This window comes from Hyphomicrobium sp. 99, from assembly GCF_000384335.2.
Classification (GTDB): domain Bacteria; phylum Pseudomonadota; class Alphaproteobacteria; order Rhizobiales; family Hyphomicrobiaceae; genus Hyphomicrobium_B.
This window is the reverse complement of sequence record NZ_KQ031382.1, coordinates 1,677,012-1,696,422: the sequence shown is the minus strand read 5'-3', so window position 1 is coordinate 1,696,422 and position 19,411 is coordinate 1,677,012. Positions and strand designations below refer to the sequence as shown.

At 61.0% G+C, this 19,411-nt stretch carries 15 protein-coding genes; 11 read left to right on the top strand and 4 right to left on the bottom strand.

Going from position 1 to position 19,411, the window contains the following annotated elements; all coding sequences use genetic code 11:
* Position 1 precedes the first annotated feature (1 nt).
* Positions 2-2,191, bottom strand: a complete 2,190-nt coding sequence (locus tag G359_RS08180) for a CHASE2 domain-containing protein (protein WP_045835714.1) — start codon at positions 2,189-2,191, stop codon at positions 2-4.
* Between the two features lie 323 nt (positions 2,192-2,514).
* Between G359_RS08180 and G359_RS08175 the strand changes: the two genes are divergently transcribed.
* The 3 genes from G359_RS08175 (at position 2,515) to G359_RS08165 (ending at position 6,443) form a co-directional block, all read left to right on the top strand.
* On the top strand, positions 2,515-3,762 hold the full coding sequence (locus tag G359_RS08175) for a PQQ-dependent sugar dehydrogenase (protein ID WP_052699260.1): 1,248 nt from the start codon (positions 2,515-2,517) through the stop codon (positions 3,760-3,762).
* 255 nt (positions 3,763-4,017) lie between these two features.
* Entirely contained in the window at positions 4,018-5,571 is a 1,554-nt protein-coding gene (locus tag G359_RS08170; RefSeq protein WP_045835713.1) for an amino acid permease, read from the top strand.
* 104 nt (positions 5,572-5,675) lie between these two features.
* Positions 5,676-6,443, top strand: a complete 768-nt coding sequence (locus tag G359_RS08165; protein WP_045835712.1) for an SDR family NAD(P)-dependent oxidoreductase — start codon at positions 5,676-5,678, stop codon at positions 6,441-6,443.
* A gap of 402 nt (positions 6,444-6,845) precedes the next feature.
* Here G359_RS08165 and eutC read toward each other — a convergent pair whose 3' ends face one another.
* The 3 genes from eutC to G359_RS08150 form a co-directional block, all read right to left on the bottom strand.
* Entirely contained in the window at positions 6,846-7,625 is a 780-nt protein-coding gene (gene eutC / locus G359_RS08160; RefSeq protein ID WP_082072872.1) for an ethanolamine ammonia-lyase subunit EutC, read from the bottom strand.
* 2 nt (positions 7,626-7,627) lie between these two features.
* Entirely contained in the window at positions 7,628-9,013 is a 1,386-nt protein-coding gene (locus G359_RS08155; protein WP_045835710.1) for an ethanolamine ammonia-lyase subunit EutB, read from the bottom strand.
* 108 nt (positions 9,014-9,121) lie between these two features.
* Positions 9,122-9,814 (bottom strand): TetR/AcrR family transcriptional regulator, encoded by a 693-nt coding sequence (locus G359_RS08150; RefSeq protein WP_045835709.1) that lies wholly within the window; start codon positions 9,812-9,814, stop codon positions 9,122-9,124.
* A 125-nt stretch (positions 9,815-9,939) separates the two neighbouring features.
* Between G359_RS08150 and G359_RS20405 the strand changes: the two genes are divergently transcribed.
* The 8 genes from G359_RS20405 to G359_RS08115 all read left to right on the top strand — a co-directional run bounded on the left by G359_RS20405 (position 9,940) and on the right by G359_RS08115 (position 19,350).
* The gene (locus G359_RS20405) at positions 9,940-10,095 is read left to right on the top strand and encodes a hypothetical protein (RefSeq protein ID WP_156150709.1); all 156 of its coding nucleotides are present in this window, start codon (positions 9,940-9,942) and stop codon (positions 10,093-10,095) included.
* A gap of 69 nt (positions 10,096-10,164) precedes the next feature.
* Entirely contained in the window at positions 10,165-11,550 is a 1,386-nt protein-coding gene (locus G359_RS08145) for an aspartate aminotransferase family protein (RefSeq protein ID WP_045835708.1), read from the top strand.
* On the top strand, positions 11,547-12,299 hold the full coding sequence (locus tag G359_RS08140; RefSeq protein ID WP_045835707.1) for a gamma-glutamyl-gamma-aminobutyrate hydrolase family protein: 753 nt from the start codon (positions 11,547-11,549) through the stop codon (positions 12,297-12,299). The genes G359_RS08145 and G359_RS08140 overlap by 4 nt, the downstream gene beginning before the upstream one ends.
* A complete protein-coding gene (locus G359_RS08135) occupies positions 12,296-13,645 on the top strand; it encodes a glutamine synthetase family protein (protein ID WP_052699259.1) in 1,350 nt (449 codons plus the stop codon). Before G359_RS08140 ends, G359_RS08135 begins: the two co-directional genes overlap by 4 nt.
* Before the next feature lie 11 nt (positions 13,646-13,656).
* Positions 13,657-15,144: an aldehyde dehydrogenase gene (locus tag G359_RS08130; protein WP_045835706.1), complete on the top strand. Its 1,488-nt coding sequence runs from the start codon at positions 13,657-13,659 to the stop codon at positions 15,142-15,144.
* A gap of 20 nt (positions 15,145-15,164) precedes the next feature.
* Positions 15,165-16,619 carry an NAD-dependent succinate-semialdehyde dehydrogenase gene (locus G359_RS08125; protein ID WP_045835705.1) on the top strand — a complete coding sequence of 485 codons (1,455 nt, stop codon included), beginning with the start codon at positions 15,165-15,167 and terminating at the stop codon, positions 16,617-16,619.
* A gap of 86 nt (positions 16,620-16,705) precedes the next feature.
* The gene (gene gabT / locus G359_RS08120; protein WP_045835704.1) at positions 16,706-18,001 is read left to right on the top strand and encodes a 4-aminobutyrate--2-oxoglutarate transaminase; all 1,296 of its coding nucleotides are present in this window, start codon (positions 16,706-16,708) and stop codon (positions 17,999-18,001) included.
* A gap of 26 nt (positions 18,002-18,027) precedes the next feature.
* Entirely contained in the window at positions 18,028-19,350 is a 1,323-nt protein-coding gene (locus G359_RS08115) for an omega-aminotransferase AptA (protein ID WP_045835703.1), read from the top strand.
* Positions 19,351-19,411 lie beyond the last annotated feature (61 nt).

Genomic DNA, 19,411 nt, shown 5'->3' with positions numbered 1-19,411 from the left:
TCTATCCGTTCAACGCTTCAGGTCGAACTTTCTCGGTCGCGATGGTGCGATAGAACGTCAGCATATCTTCAGGCGCGATGCGCATGCAGGCTGCGAGAGCTTCCTCCGTCCGGACAGCATCGCCCGACTGACGAGCGGCTAGAAACGCGACATGCGCGCGGCGAACATTTAGAAAATCATCGGAAGCCGCGTACGTCTCGTCGCCCACCAACGCGAAGACATTTTCGGCCCGACCTTTGCCGCGCGGCGTAACGGAGCCAAGCTCCAAAAACGCGAATTGGCTGGCCTCAGCTGCCGTTCGTTCACCGGCGACGATGCGGGCTCCGAATGTTTTCGTCGCCTCCTCGAAGCGGGCTGCAACATTCACGACGTCGCCGAGAACGGAGTAGTCGAAGCGCTGTGGCGAGCCGACGTTGCCGACGACGCATTCTCCCGTGTTCAAGCCGATGCCCATTCGCACGGGCGAAAACGGCAAGCCCGCCGCTTCGGATTCGGCTTTCAAGCTGGCGTTCAGACTGACAAGGGCATCAAGCATGGCCAGCGCCGTGCGGCAGGCGTTGGCTGAGTGCTCGGAGTCGAGCAGCGGCGCATTCCAAAATGCCATCACCGCGTCGCCCATGAACTTATCGATGGTGCCGCGATTAGCGAGGATGACATCCGTCAAGGGCGTGAAGAGGCGATTGACGAAACGGATCAATTCTTCCGCGCGCATCCCTTCCGATATTTTCGAAAAGCCGCGAACGTCGGCAAAGAGAAGCGTTACCTCGCGCGTCTCGCCGCCAAGCTTCAGCTTGTCGCGATTTTTGGCGAGTTCCTCGATCAACGGCGCCGCCACGTAATGGCTGAAAGCCGAGCGGATTTCGCTGCGTGCAATTTCGGATTTCACGTAGCTCGTCAGCGATACGCCGAAATAAAGCAGCGCTACGGAGAGCGATGGATAAACGGGATCGAACAGCAGTCCGCCGTTGGAATAGGCAAACCACGATAGCGCGATAATGAAGGCGATCGATGTCAGTCCGGCAATTGCAGCACGCAGAGCGCCTGATCGTTCTATCAGCCAAGCGACCAGCACGCCGATGACCAAAAGGAATGCGATCTCGGCGCCTGTAGCATAGGCCGGGCGAACGAGGTGCTGACCGGAGAGCATCTGCTCTAAAGCTTGAGCATGGATTTCGACACCCGGAACAGCAGGTTCAAGTGGCGTTGCCCTGAGGTCGAGCAGGCCGGTTGCGGTCGCGCCGATAATGATGTGCCGGGATTTTATGTCGTCCGCGTTCACCGTTCCGTCGATAATGCTCAACGCCGATATCGTGCGCTTCGGATCACTGGGCGCGAACTTCAGCCACAGCTCGCCGCGTCCGTCGGAAGGAAGAACCGTGTCGCCGACGCGGACGCTTTCTATCCCCGTCTTTTGTCCAAGAGCGTCGACGCCACTTCCACCCGACGACTTGATGAAAATGGTCGATTGTTTCGTGCCGACCCGAAATGCTTCGAGCGCAAGAGAGGGATAAAGCGAGCCGCCAATCGAAACGAGAAGCGGTATCCGGCGCACGACCTGATCGCTCGACGGCAACCAATTGACCGCTCCGATCCCGCGGGCGGCCTTCGTGAGGCTCGGCAGATTTTCCACTCCGCCGGCGAAGGCGTGGACGAAGAGCAAAGGATCATCGCCCGCGTAGGAAACAGCTCCGGGGTACGGCTCAATCTTATTGGATGCGCTGGCGTTTCCCGCAACGCCGAGAATGACCGGTGCGTTCTCGATCGCGGCCGCCAACCTTGCGTCGTTGGAGGAAAGCCGTCCCAACTCGGCAACGGCAGTCGCCTGCCCCGCGTCATCCATCAAGGAACGGAGAAGCTCTTCTGGAGAGAGCCGGTCCGGCTCGGCGAAAACCATGTCGAATGTAATCGACGCGGCTCCGGCCGAGACGAGCTTCGATACGAGCGTCGCGAGTTTGGAGCGCGGCCATGGCCATTGGCCGATGCGCGCGAGCGAGGATTCGTCGATCGCAACGATGCGCACCGGGAACGCCGGATTGGCCTCTCTTGGCGATGCTCGGAGGTAGGAATCGAAAACCGAGAGCCGGAGACGCGCCACCGGTTCGGGATCTGCGATGCGCAGCGCGAGGCATGCCGCGAGCAACGCCACGGAGATGAGAAATGAGAGTGGCAAGCGGCTCAAACCAAAATCCATCGGTCAGCATCCATGGGCCGGCGGAGCCCTTCGTCAGAACGTGGAGATTGCGTCGGGTGTGTCGGCGTGCCCGCCACTCTCGCACGTTGAAGATTACGCGGCATAGTGCCCCCGCTCGGACGTTTGAAAGTCGAAGCACTCTGACGACTCGTCAGACGATGTCGATGAACACGGCCGTCGGACGATATTTTTATGGACCGACGAGACTTTTCAGGTGAACCGCACATTCATTTTTTGAGCTTGCTCGCGTCAATTTTCTGCATAGTCTTAAATCTATCACAAATCGTTCAAGATCGCAGAAAGACGAGGGAAATGGGGGTAATTTGGATAGCGTAACATCGGCCAGCGGGCGGCAACTCGGCCTTCGTTCCGGCTTCGCAAGCGCGTTCTTTGCGGCTTTCATGCTTGGCGCACCGGAACCTGCCCGAGCGGAAATCGGAAGCGAAGAGACGCATATCGATTCGCTCCCGCCGCAAGTCGAAGTTCGCGAGATGGAGGACGGCGAGTTTCCATTTGAGCTGCGAAAAGTTGCCGACAAGCTCGAAAGCCCCTGGGCCATGGCATTCTTGCCCGATGGCCGGATTCTCGTCACCGAGCGTCCCGGACGCCTTCGCGTTATTGAGGGCGATGAACTGCTACCGCTGGCGATCACCGGCGTGCCGACCGTTCTTTCGGGCAGCCACTCCGGGCTTCTGGACGTTCTCGTCGACCCCGATTTCTCGAAAAATCGCCGGTTGTTTCTCTCCTATATGCATGGGACGCCGGAAGCCGGAACGATACGAATTTCCAGCGCCGTGCTCGACGGCATGAACCTTGTCGATAAGCAGGTCATTTTCGAGAGCCGGCCCGCAGCGAACGGGCTCGATCAAATCGGCGGTCGCTTAGCGTTCGGACCCGACAAGGCTCTCTATTTGACGATCGGTGATCGTTTCCAAAAAGAACGCGCTCAAAATCTGCTCGACGACGGCGGCAAGATCATCCGCATCAATGTCGACGGCTCGATCCCGGAAGACAATCCGTTCGTCGGCCGAAGCGACGTGCTGCCGGAGATCTATAGCTACGGACATCGCAACCCGCAGGGGCTAATCGGCAACGTCGGAGACGGACAACTCTGGTCAATCGAGCAGGGTCCAAAAGGTGGTGATGAACTCAACCTCATCACCGGCGGCAGCAACTACGGCTGGCCGGTCGTCACCTATGGCGTGAACTACGACGGCTCGGTCATCTCGGAACTGACGTCCGCTCCTGGCATGGTCGACCCGATATACGTCTGGGTTCCATCGGTCGCTCCGGCCAGTCTCGTTTCCTACTACGGTAACGTCATGCCCGATGACTGGCGCGGAGACTTTCTGGTTGGCACGCTGGCTGGAGAATGTCTGATCAGGCTGCGGATGGACTCGGGCAAGGTCGTCAAAGAAGAACGCTATTTGCACCATAAAATCGGGCGTATCCGCGATGTCGCGGTTGCTCCGGACGGATACATTTATCTAATGACGGACAGCTCCGAAGCCTCGATCTATCGCATCGAGCCGCTGACCGATCAGGTCGCCAAGGTCAAGACAGAGCCCTAGCGGTTGGTCGCGACTGACAGAGGATTCCTGTTGCGTCGCAAAGAACATTCCTTTGGTCCGAACCTCGGCCCGCATAATTGCTGTGCGGCCGAGGAAAACCATGCACACTATTTAGCCGCGCCTAGCGATTGACCTTTGCCGGGCTTCCCACCACACTACGAGCGGAAGAATTGGACGCCGTTACGCTCCGAGTAGCGAAAAGCGTCACGTCGCCCAAGATTTCCCAAAAGGAATGACTTTCTGGGGAACTAATACATGTCATCCGAATCGAAAGTGGTCGATGAGGACGTAAAAGTCCTTCACTCGATGGGCTATGCGCAGGAACTTTCCCGGCGCATGCACGCGTTCTCGAACTTCGCTATTTCGTTTTCCATCATCTGCATTCTTTCGGGCGGTATCAACTCGCTCGGACAGGCGACCGCCGGCGCGGGCGGGGCGGCGGTCGGACTGGGATGGCCTTTGGGCGTTCTCATCTCCGGCGTGTTTGCTATGGCGCTGGCGCAAATCTCGTCGGCCTATCCCACAGCCGGCGGCCTCTATCACTGGGGCTCTATCTTGGGCAACCGGTTCACCGGCTGGCTTGCTGCTTGGCTCAACCTGCTCGGTCTGATCACGGTGCTGGGCGCCATTAACGTCGGCACGTTCTACTTCTTCTTCGGCGCGTTCGGTCCCTACTTCGGCATCGAAGATACGCTGACGCACCGCGTTCTGTTCATGGCGGCGATCACGGGCCTGCAGGCGCTCATCAACCATCTCGGCATCGGCCTGACGATGAAGCTCACGGACTTTTCGGGCTACATCATTCTATTCGGCGCCGTGCTCGTGGCGGTGGTGTGTCTGATTTTTGCACCGAGCTACGAAATCTCGCGTCTGTGGACGTTTTCGAACTACACGGGCACGGAAGGTGCAAACGGCGTCTGGCCGAACGCGGTCTCGACGGGCATGGCGTTCGCGCTTGGCCTGCTGCTGCCGATTTACACGATCACGGGCTATGACGCTTCGGCCCATACGGCCGAAGAAACCGTCAACGCCTCGATGGCGGTGCCCAAGGGCATGGTTTCCGCCGTGCTGTGGTCGGGTGTTTTCGGCTACATCATGCTGTGTGCGTTCGTGTTGATGATCCCCAACATGGACGAAGCTGCAAAACAGGGCTGGAACGTCTTCTTCTGGGCCATGGATAAGCAGGTTCCGCCGGGCATCAAGAATGCGTTGTACGCCCTGATCTTCGTGTCGCAATGGCTTTGCGGCCTGGCGACCGTGACATCGGTTTCGCGCATGCTGTTCGCCTTCTCGCGCGACGGTGGCATTCCGGGAATTTCCGGTTGGCTGGCGAAGGTCAGCCCGACATACCGCGTGCCTCAGAACGCCATCTGGTTCGGTGCCTTGCTGGCGACCTTGTTTGTCTGGTTCACGTCTGCGATCACCATCGCGGGCACACCAGCCTATTCGATCGTCGTGTCCTGCACGGTCATCTTCCTGTTCCTGTCGTTCGCAGTGCCGATCGCTCTGGCGCTGTTCAAGTACGGCGGCCCGAGCTTCCCGAAGCCCGGCCCGTGGGATCTTGGGGCTGGCCTCTTCAAGCTCGTGTGCCTGCTGTCACTGATTTCGATGGCCGTCATCTTCTACATCGGCATCCAGCCTCCGAACGATTGGGCGCTCGAAATCACGATCGGCTTTATCGTGCTGTCGCTCATCATCTGGGTGCTGTTCGAGAACCGCCGGTTCAAGGGGCCTCCGATCGGTGCGGACATCGCGCAACGCGCGGCTGAGATCAAAGCAGCCGAGGCGGCAGTCGGCGAAAAGAGCTGACGGCCCACTGCGTCCTTGATGTCAAAAAATAGTGCGGGCCGGATCAATCGATCCGGCCCGCATCTGTTACACATCCCGCCAAACGTCTCGACAGGAGCATGAGAATGGCAGACCGGCTTAAGGGTAAGATTGCGATCATTTCAGGCGGAGCGACGGGCATGGGTGGCGCCTCATCCCTCCTATTTGCCGCCGAGGGCGCGGCGGTCGGCGTGATCGACCGCAACGAAGAGGCCGGGCGCGCCGTGGTCGCCGAGATCAACAATAAGGGTGGCAAGGCTGTCTTCGCGGCAGCCGACGTCGCGGATCAAGCGCAGGTGAATGCTGCGGTTGCGAGCGTCACGTCCGCGATCGGCCAGGCCAACGTGCTCTTCAATCACGCGGGCACGATCATCATCAAGCCCTTCCTCGAGACGACGCTCAAGGAGTGGGAATGGCTGATGGGCATCAACGTGACGAGCATGTATCTGATGACGCAAGCCGTTCTGCCCGGAATGCTCGAGATCGGCGGCGGATCGATCGTCTGCACGTCGTCGATTTCGGCTATTGCGGCAACGCCTATGGAGACGGCGTACAATACGTCGAAGGGCGCCTGCCACATGTTCGCGCGATCCATCGCGGTCGAGTATCGCGACAGAGGCATTCGCTGCAATGCGGTCTGCCCGGGCTTCGTCAAGACCCCGCACGGCCTGCACGAAGTCGCCGAGCTGTCGAAGCGCGGGGTCGACGCGTCGGACGCCGCTCTTGCCGTCCAGCAGGGCCGTCTCTGCGAGCCGGAAGAAGTCGCGCGGGCTGCTCTCTTCCTGGCGAGCGACGAGGCCAGCTTCGTCAACGGCGCGCACCTGTTCGTCGATAACTGCTTTACGGCGGTGTGACGCGTTTCAGCGGGGCCGTCATCCTCGAACAAGGAGCGCAGCGACGCGTTCGGGGATCCAGCGCAAGAACCGTCGAAGACTCCCTATTGCTTTCGCGCCTTCGGCGAGTCTTGCGCTGGATCCCCGGCCTTCGACGCGCCGACGGCGCGTTCCGGCCGAGGATGACTAGTGGTGGAATGCGGTCATGGACCATGCAATCCGCCACAACCGCCGTCATGCCGACGTAGGTCGGCACCCAGACAAGCTTCAACACAAGCAGAAGATGCTGTTCGCTCCGCGCGGACAGCACGTGCGAATGCTCTGCACTTTGCCTGGATCCCGGCCTTCGCCGGGATGACGGAGTGTTTGTTAGCCCTGGGTCCCGGCTCTTCGCTATCGCTCTGGCCGAGATGACAGATGGCGCTACTTGATCAGCTCAGGTCCGGGCTGGCCTTCAATCAGGAACTGGGACTCGTCCTTCAGGTTGACGCCGGTCAGGCCGCGGCGGAAGGCTTCGCGGAGCAGCCACGCGGTTTTGAACGTGCCTTCGTCGTAAGACAGTCCGCGCTGGCGAATGTTCGAGATGCAGTTGCGGTCGGCGTCCTTGATGCCGATGCGCGGCGAAAACGTTAGGTAGACTCCGAGACTATCGGGCGACGACAGGCCCGGACGTTCGCCGATCAGAACAAGGACGGCTTTGCCGCCGAGGATCTCGCCGGCTTCATCGCCCAGCGCCACGCGGGAATTATCGGCGAGCAGTACCGGCGATAATTTCCAGCCGGCCTTCACGACATAGGGCATGAACGCCGACATATACGCGAGCGTATTGGCCGCGACGCCGAGAGAGGACAGGCCGTCGCCGACGAGAATGACGAGGTCGGGTTTCGCCGATCCTTCGATTTCGGACGCGCGCACGAGGGCCTCTCGCGATTCATCAGACAGCCGGCGACCGAGATCGGGACGGCGCAAATATTCTGAGCGATCAGTCGCCGCGCTTGCTATTCGCAAAGTCGAGAGGCCCAAAGCCGACAGACCCTTTTCGATCGGGTTCCAATCGATCGGCGTGGTCACCGCGTCGCGCGCCATGGCGTGCGAGAGAGCGAAGTTCAAAACTTCGCGCGTCGGCATCGCGGAACCCGAGCGGCCAAGGCCGATACGCGCGTCGGTGAACCGCTTCAGATTTGCCCAGGGATCTTCTGTCATGGTCATGCCGCCAGCGCCTGTGCGTGCGAGAGAAGAGGATTGCCGGGACCGTGCGGTGCGAGGTGGCCGCTCGCGTCCGTCACACCGATGCGGGCGAGCCATGCCTCGAACTCCGGCGCGCGTTTGAGGCCCAGCGCCTCGCGCACGTAGAGCGCGTCGTGGAAGGACGTCGACTGGTAATTCAGCATGATGTCGTCGGCGCCGGGGATACCCATGATGAAGTTGACGCCTGCTGCACCGAGCATCATCAGCAGGATGTCCATGTCATCCTGGTCGGCCTCGGCGTGGTTCGTGTAGCAGATATCGCAACCCATCGGCAGGCCGAGCAGCTTGCCGCAGAAATGATCCTCCAGCCCAGCGCGGATGATTTCCTTGCCGTTGTAAAGATACTCGGGGCCGATGAAGCCAACGACGGTGTTGACGAGGAGCGGCTTGAACTGCCGCGCCACGGCATAAGCCCGGGCTTCGATCGTCTGCTGATCGCAGCCGTGATGCGCATCGGCCGAGAGAGCCGATCCCTGCCCCGTTTCGAAATACATGCAGTTATCGCCGACCGTGCCGCGCTTGATGCTGAGAGCGGCGTCGCGACCTTCCTTCAAGTGCGCAAGCGTCACTCCGAAGGAAGAGTTGACGCCTTCCGTGCCGCCAATCGACTGGAATACGAGATCGACCGGCGCGCCCTTGGCGATGGCGTCGATCGTGGTCGTGACGTGGGTCAGCACGCAGCTCTGCGTCGGGATCTCGAAGCGGCGAATGATGTCGTCCATCATCACCAGCAGGTCGGTGATGGCGTTCAGATTATCGCTCGCAGGATTGATGCCGATAACCGCATCACCGCAGCCGTACATCAGGCCATCGACGATCGAGGCCGCGATGCCTTTCTTGTCGTCGGTAGGATGATTGGGTTGTAGACGCACGGCCATGTGGCCCGGAATGCCGATCGTATTGCGGAACCTTGTCACGACGTGCGCTTTCTTGGCGCCGAGCACGAGATCCTGATTGCGCATGATTTTCGAGACGGCGGCGACCATTTCCGGCGTCAGTCCGGGCGCAAGCGCGGAAACATTCAGCGGCGTCGCTTTTTCCGAGAGAAGCCAATCGCGGAATTCGCCGACCGTCATATGCGAGACGGGCGCGAAGGCCGCCGCATCATGGGTATCGACGATCAGGCGCGTGACGTCGTCGTCCTCGTAGGGAATGATCGCTTCGTTGAGAAATTGTTTGAGCGGCACGTCGGCGAGCGCCATCTTGGCGGCGACGTTCTCGGCGGCCGATGTCGCCGCTACGCCCGCCAGCACGTCGCCCGATCGCGGCGGCGTGGCTTTAGCCAAAAGTTCTTTCAGGGATGAGAATACGTAGGTCGTTCCGCCAGCGTGCACCCTGTACATGGCCCTCTCCGATCTCCCGGTCGCTTTGCCAATAATGTCTTTTGATGCTTTCTGCGCAAGCTTCAAATCGTGCTCAGTGGACCATCATCCGCTCGTTTGCAGTGCACGCTAGTGCGTAGCGACGTCAGTTTTTCGCTTTGGTGAGGATTGGTCGGGCTGGCGCCCGGCGAGATCGGCGACGCCCGCGATGAAAGCGTTCATCGAATCGTCGAAGGCGGCATCGGGGTCGAGCGTTTTCAGCGCGGGTATAAGCGCGCGGGTTGCTTTGTAGGCTTCGGCATCGAGGGCTTGGAGTTCCGCTTCTTCACTTTGGCCGATTGGGCGCAGCAGGCCTTCGGCCTCGGCCAGCGCGAAGCCTAGGACGAACGCGTAAAATGCGAGACCAAGCCCAGCGGCTTGAGCATCGGCAAGTCCGGCGTGCCGCAGCGCGCAATAGACGACCTCACTTGAAATGTGATCGGCGGGACCGGTGGCGTTGTAGCGAAAGTGGAGATGAAAAACGCGCGGATGCCGGTGCGCGAGCATCCGATAGGCGTTGGCGACGGCCTTGAGATCGTTTTGCCAGTTCGCGGTCGCTTCCGGTATTTCGACCCCGCGCAAGGCGTGGTCGGCGATGGCGCGAAGCAGTTCTTCCTTCGAGCCGAAATGATGCAGCACCGTCATCGGGTCAACACCGACGATGGCGGCAAGCTTGCGGATCGAGAACCCCTGCTCGCCGACCTCTGCGAAAAGGGTAAACGCGGCGTCGAGAATTTCCGATCTCTCGACCCCTCGGCGTGCCCTGGATTTCGGCTCTGTCATTCCGTCGGCCCTTGACTTCTACACTGTAGAGAATACTCTCCAAGTCGTTGAAGACGCAAGTAACGGTATCGTTAGTGATCGAGCGTGTCGCATCGCGTGATGCTAGCGGCCAGGGAACATCGGTAATGGCGCCGTCGGATATCCGGCTCCCGGCTATCTTATCGAATAGTGCATCGGCTTCCGCCGGTCGCAACGAGACCGCGCGAGCCGGAAAGCGCGCTCCCCATCCGAAGCGCGAGCTACTGAAGCTCTGCGCCCGCATCGGCTATACGCCGCACTGACGTCTCCCAGCATTTTCACCCGCACCGGCCGAAAGCCGGCCCTAATCTATTCCGCTGGAGGGAAAACCCGTGTCCAACCGATTTCAGACGAAGCAGATCCAAGACCTCGACGCTCAGCACCACCTGCATCCCTTCTCCGATCATCAGTCGCTCAGGGCGGCTCAGAACGTCCGCGTCATCGTGAAGGGCGAAGGCCCGTACGTGATCGACAGCGAAGGCCACCGCATCCTCGACGGCATGGCGGGCCTTTGGACGACGAACATCGGCTACGGCAATAAGGAGCTGGCGCAAGCGGCTTATGACCAGATGGTCGAGCTGCCATTCTACAATACGTTCTTCAAGACGACGCATCCGCCGGTCGTTGCGTTGTCGCGCAAGCTCGCCGAGCTCGCCCCGGCCCATATCAATCAGGTCTTCTTCGGATCGTCGGGCTCGGAATCGAACGACACGGCGATCCGCCTCATCCGTCACTACTGGGCGCTCAAGGGCGAACCGAAGCGGCGCATCATCATCAGCCGCAAGAACGCCTATCACGGCTCGACGATCGCTGCCGGTTCGATGGGCGGCATGAGCCACGTGCATCAGCACAGCTATCCCGTTTACGAAGGGTTCCGGCATGTGATGGATCCCTACTGGTACGGGGACTCGTTCCCTGGCGAGACGCCGGAAGCATTCGGTCTTCGCGCAGCGCGCGCGATCGAGGAAGAAATTCTTCGCTGCGGACCGGAGAATGTCGCGGCATTCGCAGGTGAGCCGGTTCAGGGCGCAGGCGGCGTCAAGATTGCGCCTTCGACCTATTGGCCGGAAGTGCAGCGCATCGTCGACAAGTACGGCATCCTGCTTCTCGCCGACGAAGTGATCACCGGTTTCGGCCGCGTCGGCACGTGGTTTGCCTCGGAATTCTACGGCATTCGGCCGAACCTCATCACCTTCGCGAAGGCGGCGACGTCGGGATACATTCCGCTCTCGGGCGTTCTCGTCGACGACAAGATCGTCGAAGCGCTGATGTCGAAGGACGACGACTTCAATCACGGGTACACGTTCTCGGGTCATCCCGTTGCGTGCGCTGTCGCATTGAAGAACCTCGAAATCATGGAGCGCGACCGGCTCGTCCCAAAAGTGAAAGAGACGACGGGTCCGGCGCTTGCGAAGCTTTTCGCACGCTTCAAGGATCACCCGCTCGTCGGGGAAGTCCGCACCGTGGGCATGCTCGGCGCGATCGAACTCGTCGCGGATAAGAAGTCGCGCAAGCGCTTCGACGATCCGGGCCGCGTCGGCCTGATCTGCCGCGATCACTTCTTCCGCGAGGGCTTCATCATGCGGGCCGTCTACGACACCATGGTGTGCGCACCGCCCCTGACTTGGACGGAAGAGCACTTCGAAGAAGCAGGTGCCGTCATTCAGAAGGCACTCGATCAGACACTCGCGAACGTCAGCGGAGAACTCGCGGCATGAGCCGGCCGATCGTCGTTATTCCTTGCAGCACCGAAACCGTCGGCGGCCTCGTGGCGGACGTCGTCGTGCGGAAATACGCCGTTGCGGTCGCGGAGGGTTCCGAGTGCCAGCCGCTCTTCGTGCCGGTGGGCTCGGGCCTCGCCGACATTGCCTCCGTGCTCGATGTGGCGTCCGGCATTCTACTGACGGGCGCTATCTCGAACGTCCATCCAGAGCATTACAGCAATGAGGAGCCGATCCTCCCGCATGCCATCGATACCGACCGGGACGCGGTGACGTTGCCGCTCATCCGCGCGGCCGTCGAGAGCAAGGTGCCCCTCTTCGCGATTTGCCGGGGCTTCCAGGAACTCAACGTGGCGCTTGGGGGCACGCTGCATCAGGCGGTTCACAATCTGGAAAACTACGCCGATCATCGCGAGCCGCAGGTCAAGGACTTCGACGTCATGTTCGCGGCTCGGCATCCGGTTACGCTCAAGGGCGAACTGAGAAAGTGGCTCGGACAGGACGAGATCATGGTCAATTCATTGCATGGGCAGGGCCTCAACCGGCTTGCGCAACCGCTCGTCGCCGAAGCGTTTGCCGAGGATGGGCTGGTCGAAGCCGTGCGGGCCGTTTCGGGTCATCCGTTTTCGCTCGGCGTGCAATGGCACCCTGAGTGGCAACTTCACTCCAATCCGCAATCCCTGGCGCTGTTCCGTCGCTTCGGCGATGCTGCGAGAGGCATGATCGCAAAAGGACAGGCCGCATGACGACCGACACTTTCCTTACCATCGAAGAGGCGACGGCCTTTCTCGACGCCAATCCGACAGTCACTTGGATCGACATCATTCTGTTCGACATGAACGGCATGGCGCGCGGCAAGCGGGTTCGTCGCGCAGATCTCGTCGGGGCTGCGAAGAATGGATTGCTTCTCCCCGCATCGGTTTACGTGCTCGATCCGCGCGGCAATTCGATCGCGGAGACGGGCCGTCTTTGGGAGACGGGCGACCACGACATTCCGTTCCGCATTCTTACCGGCACGCTGAAGCCGGTTCCCGCCGGCGCGGGTACGCATGCGCAAGCTGTGATGGTACCGGTCGATTTCTGCGATATGTGCCCGCGCGCCGTGCTCGCAGGTCAGGTCGAACGATTGGCAGCTGCCGGCCAGAAGCCCGTCGTCGCTGTGGAGCTGGAATTCTACGTCACGCGTCGCTCGGCCGACGGCAACTTCACGCTGCTGACGCCGCCCGGTCTCTCCGCCGATCCCGAACGGCCAATGACGTTCCAGTTCGAGGAAATGGACACGCTCGGTCCGTTCATCGACGACGTCTACCGGATTGCGGAAGCGCAGGGCTTGCCCGTCGATGCGGTGATGCAGGAATCCGGGCCCGGGCAGTTCGAGATCAACCTGAAGCACAGCGATGCCATGTCGGCGGCGCTCGACGGCGTGTTGCTCAAGCGGGCAGTCAAAGCGGCGGCCCGCGCTCACGATCTCGACGCGACCTTCATGGCCAAGCCGCATCACGATTGGACCGGCTCGGGGATGCACATCCACGTCAGTCTCGTCGACAGCCAAGGCCGGAACCTGTTCGCTGGCGATCCGATGGCGCCGCTGTTCCGGCAGGCCATTGGCGGTTTATGCCAATCGATGCCGGATTTCATGGCAATCTGGGCGCAATCGGCCAATGCCTATCGCCGCTACGTGCCGGAATCCTACGTGCCGATGGCGGCGCATTGGGGCTTCAACAACCGCACGGTTGCGCTGCGCATCCCGCACGGCTCGGGTGCTGCAACGCGCATCGAGCATCGCGTTTCCGGGGCCGACGCCAACCCGTTCCTCGTGGTTGCTGCGATCCTGGCTGGCATTCGCCACGGCATCACGAACGGCATCGATCCTGGCCAGCACGCCGAGGGCAATGCCGAAGCGCTCGAGGGCGCGGGACTGCCGACGGCCTGGGTCAACTCGCTCGAGAAATTCCGGACATCGAATATCGTCCGGGAGGCCTTCGGCGCGCCCTTCCAGGACGTATATTATCGGTTGAAGCAGACCGAACGGATCGCGTTCGAGCGCATCGTCACATCGCTCGACTATGAATGGTACGCTCAAGTTGCATAAGGCTTAGTGTCATGACATCGCTCGCACACTTCGAAGCGGTCGCAGGCTCGATGAAGATTCCGGGCGAGGCCGTCATCGATGGCAAGCTCGTCGCCAGCGCTTCCGGCGAGACGTTCGATAACATCACGCCGCGGAACGGACGCCTCCTCAATCGTGTGGCGCGCGGTGGCGCGGCCGATATCGATGCGGCCGTCAAAAGCGCACGGCGGGCGTTTGACGATGGGTCGTGGCGGAAGCTTCATTATCGCGAAAAAAAGAAGACACTTCTGAAGCTCGCGGAGCTGATGGAACGCGATATCGAGACCTTGGCCGTTCTCGAAAGCCTCGATGTCGGCAAGCCGATCTCGAACGCGCTCGGCGGCGATATTCCGAACTCCATCCGGTCTCTTCGTTATTACGCCGAAGCGCTCGATAAGATTTACGGCGAAGTCGGACCCGAAGCGCCGGATCGGATCTCGTTCGCGGTTCACGAACCGCTTGGCGTCATCGGCGCCATCGTGCCGTGGAATTTTCCGCTGCACATGGCGATGTGGAAGGTCGCTCCGGCACTGGCGATGGGAAATTCCGTCGTTCTGAAGCCGGCCGAGCAATCGCCTTTAACCGCGTTGAAGCTTGGCGAACTTGCGCTCGAAGCCGGGCTGCCCGCGGGCGCTCTGAACGTCGTGCCCGGGTTCGGTGCTGAAGCAGGCAAGGCTCTCGCGCTGCACAACGACGTCGATATGATTGCGTTCACCGGATCGGGCGCGGTCGGCAAGCTGCTGATGCAGTATTCCGGACAGAGCAATCTGAAACGCGTCAGCCTCGAACTCGGCGGGAAGTCTCCGCACATCATCTTTGCAGATTGCCCAGATCTTGACCGCGCGGCGACGGAAGCTGCCTGGGGCATCTTCTATAATTCAGGGCAGGTATGCACTGCCGGGTCTCGTCTCCTCGTGCAGGAATCTATAGCGGATGATTTCCTCGATCGGTTGATAAAGGTCTCTCGCAAGATCGTCGCTGGTGATCCTCTTGAACCTGCGACCGCGTCTGGCGCGATGGTAAGTGAAGAGCAGATGAAGACGGCACTCCGGTACATCGAGACGGCAAAGCAGGAGGGCGGCTCGCTCGCTCTCGGCGGTCGCCGTGCGCTTGCCGATAGCGGCGGCTTCTACGTCGAGCCGACGGTGTTCGATCAGGTGAAGCCTGAGAACACGATCGCACGCGAAGAAGTTTTCGGACCCGTACTCGCCGTCACCCGCTTCAAAGAGCCGGACGAGGCAATCCGGATCGCCAACGATACCAACTATGGGCTCGCGGCCGGTCTCTGGACGAAGGACATCTCGCTCGCTCATCGCGCGGCTCGCGAAATCCGCGCCGGTCTCGTCTGGGTCAACGGCTGGGACAGCTGCGATATCACGATGCCGTTCGGGGGCTTCAAGCAATCGGGCTTCGGCCGCGACCGCTCGCTTCACGCTCTACATAAGTATGCCGACCTGAAGTCGGTCTCGATCACGTTCTGACGTTCCCGGAGACAACAATAATGAATATCAAACCCTCCACTCCGTTCCCGACAGCCGCGCTGATCGATGGACAGTGGGTTAATTCGCCGAAGACGTTCGCGGTTCTCGATCCGGCGACGGGCGAGAAGATCGCGGATGTTCCGGATCTGACGCCTGAGGATACCAAGCGCGCCATCGATGCCGCCGCCAAGGCATTCCCGGCTTGGGCTGCCAAGCCCGCCAAGGAACGCGCGCAAATTCTGCGGCGCTGGTTCGAACTCATCATCGCCGAGACGGAGCCGCTCGCTCAGCTGATGACGGCCGAGCAAGGCAAGCCTCTCACCGAGGCGCGCGGCGAGGTCGTCTATGGTGCCTCTTTCATCGAGTGGTTCGCGGAAGAAGGAAAACGCGCTTACGGCCATACGATTCCGACGACGGTCGCTTCGCGCCGCTACGTCACGATCAAGCAGCCGATTGGCGTGTGCGCGGCGATCACGCCGTGGAATTTCCCCATCGCGATGATCACGCGCAAGGTCGGCTGCGCGCTCGCAGCCGGTTGCACCATCGTCGTCAAGCCTTCGGAAGAGACGCCGCTTTCGGCAATCGCCCTCGCCAAGCTCGCCGTCGATGCGGGTGTTCCGCCTGGCGTGTTCAACGTCATCACGACGCTCGATGGCCCAGGCTGCGGCAAGGTTCTGACCGCCGACGACCGCGTTCGCAAACTGACGTTCACGGGCTCGACCGAGGTTGGCCGCATCCTCTATCGCCAGTCGGCCGACACGATCAAAAAGCTCACGCTCGAACTTGGCGGCAACGCGCCGCTCATCGTTTTCGATGACGCGGATCTCGAGCAGGCGATTGCAGGCACGATGGCGTCGAAGTTCCGCAATGCGGGCCAGACGTGCGTTTGCGCCAACCGCATTCTCGTCCAAGCCGGTATCTACGACAAGTTCGTCGCCGCCCTCAAGGCAGCCGCCGGAAAGCTCACCGTTGCGCCGGGCCGGGATGCCAAATCCACGATCGGACCACTGATCAACGGGGAAGCCATCGAGAAGGTGCAATCGCTCCTTTCGGATGCCGTTGCGCACGGCGCGAAGATCGAGATGGGCGGCAGCGTCTCCGATCAGGGCAAGCTCTTCTTCTCGCCCACAATCGTGACCGGCATCACGGATAAAATGGCGCTGGCGTCAGAAGAGATCTTCGGGCCGGTTGCTTCGATCTTCCGCTTCGAGACGGAAGCCGACGCGATCCGCATCGCCAACAACACCCCGTTCGGGCTGGCGGCTTATCTGTTCAGCCAGAACCTGTCGCGGGCGTGGCGGGTGGCGGAGGCGCTGGAGGCCGGCATGGTCGGCGTTAACGAAGGCGTCTTCTCCAACGAGGTCGTGCCGTTCGGCGGCATCAAGCAGTCGGGTCTCGGCCGCGAGGGTGCGCAGGAAGGCCTCGACGAATATCTCGAGACAAAATTCATCTGCCTTGGCGGGATCAGCGCCTAGCAGTCAAGTATCGGCGGAGCAATTCGACTATTGCTCCGCTGAGCCATCAAGTACGCCAGCTCAATGTCGAATACGAAGGAACGCTCATGGCTACTTCAGCCGAACTCCAGGCCCGTCGTGTCGCAGCAATTCCGCGAGGCGTCGGCAACGTCACGCAGATCTTCGCCAAGAAGGCGAAGAACGCGGAGATTTGGAGCGAAGACGGCAAGCGCTATATCGACTTCGGCGCGGGCATCGCGGTCGTCAATACCGGGCATCAGCACCCTCGCCTCGTCGCGGCGATCGAAGAGCAGCTGAAGGCCTTCAGCCACGTCTGCTTTCAGGTTACGCCCTACGAAAACTACGTCAGCCTCGCCGAGCGCCTGAACGCAATCGCACCGGTTTCGGGTCCGGCGAAGACGATGCTCGTCTCGACGGGCGCGGAAGCGGTCGAGAATGCCGTCAAGGTGGCGCGGGCGTTCACCGGCCGTCCGGGGATCATCTCCTTCGCAGGCGGGTTTCACGGCCGCACGCTCGTGGGCATGGCGCTGACCGGAAAGGTCGTTCCCTACAAGAAGGGCTACGGACCGTTTCCGTCCGACATTTACAACGTCGAATTCCCGAACCTCTATCACGGCATCAGCACCGAGCAGAGCCTGAAGAGCCTGAAGTCGCTCTTCAAGCACACGGCCGACCCGTCGAACATCGCCGCGATCATCATCGAACCGGTGCAGGGCGAAGGCGGCTTCAATATCGTGCCGAAGGATTTCATGGTCGCGCTGCGCAAGCTCTGCGACGATCACGGCATCCTGCTGATCGCAGATGAAATCCAGACGGGTTTCGCGCGCACGGGCAAGATGTTCGCGATGGAGCACTATGGCGTCAAAGCCGACGTCGTCACCATGGCGAAGGGTCTTGCGGGCGGCCTGCCGCTTTCGGCGATCGTCGGTCGCGCTGATGTGATGGATGCGTCGAACCCCGGCGGTCTCGGCGGCACGTACGCAGGCAATCCGATTGCGTGCGCCGCCGCTCACGCCGTGCTCGACGTGATCGAAGAGGAAAAGCTTTGCGATCGCGCCAACGCCATCGGCCGGATCATCTTGGATCGCTGCAGCGAGCTTCAGAACAATTCGAACCTCAATTGCATCGGCGATGTGCGCGGCCTCGGCGCCATGTGCGCGGTCGAACTCGTCAAGGACAAGGCGAGCGGCGAACCCGCGCCCGAACTGACAGCGGCCCTTTTGAAGGCCGCCAACGAGCGCGGCCTGATCCTGCTATCGTGCGGCACGTATGGTAACGTCATTCGCTTTCTCGTGCCGCTCACGGCGAGCGACGAACTCGTTCGCGAGGGCATGGACATATTCGAGGCGGCGTTGACCGACGCTGTCGCTCGCGCGGCTTGATAATTGATCTAAAGGATAGAGAGACCATGAACGTCCAAATCAAACCGAACGATCTTGAAGCGTTCTGGATGCCTTTCACTGCAAACAAGCAGTTCAAGGCAAATCCGCGTCTCTTCGTCGGCGCCAAGGACATGCACTACATCACCAACGATGGACGGCGCGTTCTTGATGGAACGTCGGGTCTCTGGTGCGTGAACGCCGGTCACTGCCGCCCGAAGATCGCCGAAGCCATCAAGGCGCAGGTCGAAACGCTCGACTTTGCCGGCACATTCCAGATGGGCCATACGCGCGCTTTCGAAGCCGCGACCCGTCTCGTCGATCTCGCGCCCGAAGGTTTCGACCACGTGTTCTTCACGAACTCGGGTTCGGAGTCGGTCGAGAGCGCGCTCAAGATGGCGATCGCCTATCACCGCGTCAAAGGCAACGGCACGAAGGTGCGCTTGATTGGCCGCGAGCGCGGTTATCACGGCGTCAACTTCGGCGGCATGTCGGTTGGCGGAATTGGTCCCAATCGCAAGATGTTCGGCTCGCTCGTCGCCGGCGTCGATCATTTGCGCCACACCCACGATCTCGCCCGCAACGCATTCTCGCGCGGCGAGCCTGAGCACGGCGCCGAGCTTGCGGACGATCTCGAACGTCTCGTCGCGCTTCACGATGCTTCAACGATCGCGGCTGTCATCGTCGAGCCTGTCGCTTGCTCGACTGGCGTACTCATCCCGCCGAAGGGCTATCTGAAGCGTCTCGAAGCCATCGCGCGCAAGCACGACATTCTGTTGATTGCCGACGAGGTCATCACCGCGTTCGGCCGCATGGGCGTGCCGTTCGGCTCGGATTACTTCGGCATCTCGCCCGACATCATCACGACGGCGAAGGGCGTGACCAACGGCACGGTTCCGATGGGCGCGGTATTCGTCAAATCGCACATCCACGAAGCGTTCATGAACGGCCCGGATTGGATGATCGATTTCTTCCACGGCTACACGTATTCGGGCCATCCGGTCGCCTGCGCGGCGGCCATCGGAACTCTCGATACCTATGCTGACGAAGGCTTGCTGACGCGGGCGGCCGAGCTTGCACCCTACTGGGAAGAGCGCCTTCACGCGCTCAAGGGGCTGCCGCACGTCATCGACATCCGCAACATCGGCCTCATCGGCGCCGTCGAGTTCGCGCCCGATCCGGCGCAGCCTGGAAAACGCGCTTACGAGCGCTTCGTCAAAGCGTTCGAAGAAGGCATTCTCGTCCGGCAGACGGGCGACATCATCGCGCTGTCGCCGCCGCTCATCGTTTCGAAGGGCGATATCGATCAGCTGTTCGACACCTTCACCAAGGTGCTGAAGTCGATGAACTGATGAGAGCGGCGCCTCATTCCTCTTTTCCCTCCCCTCCAGGGGAGGTGTTGGGGTGGGGTGA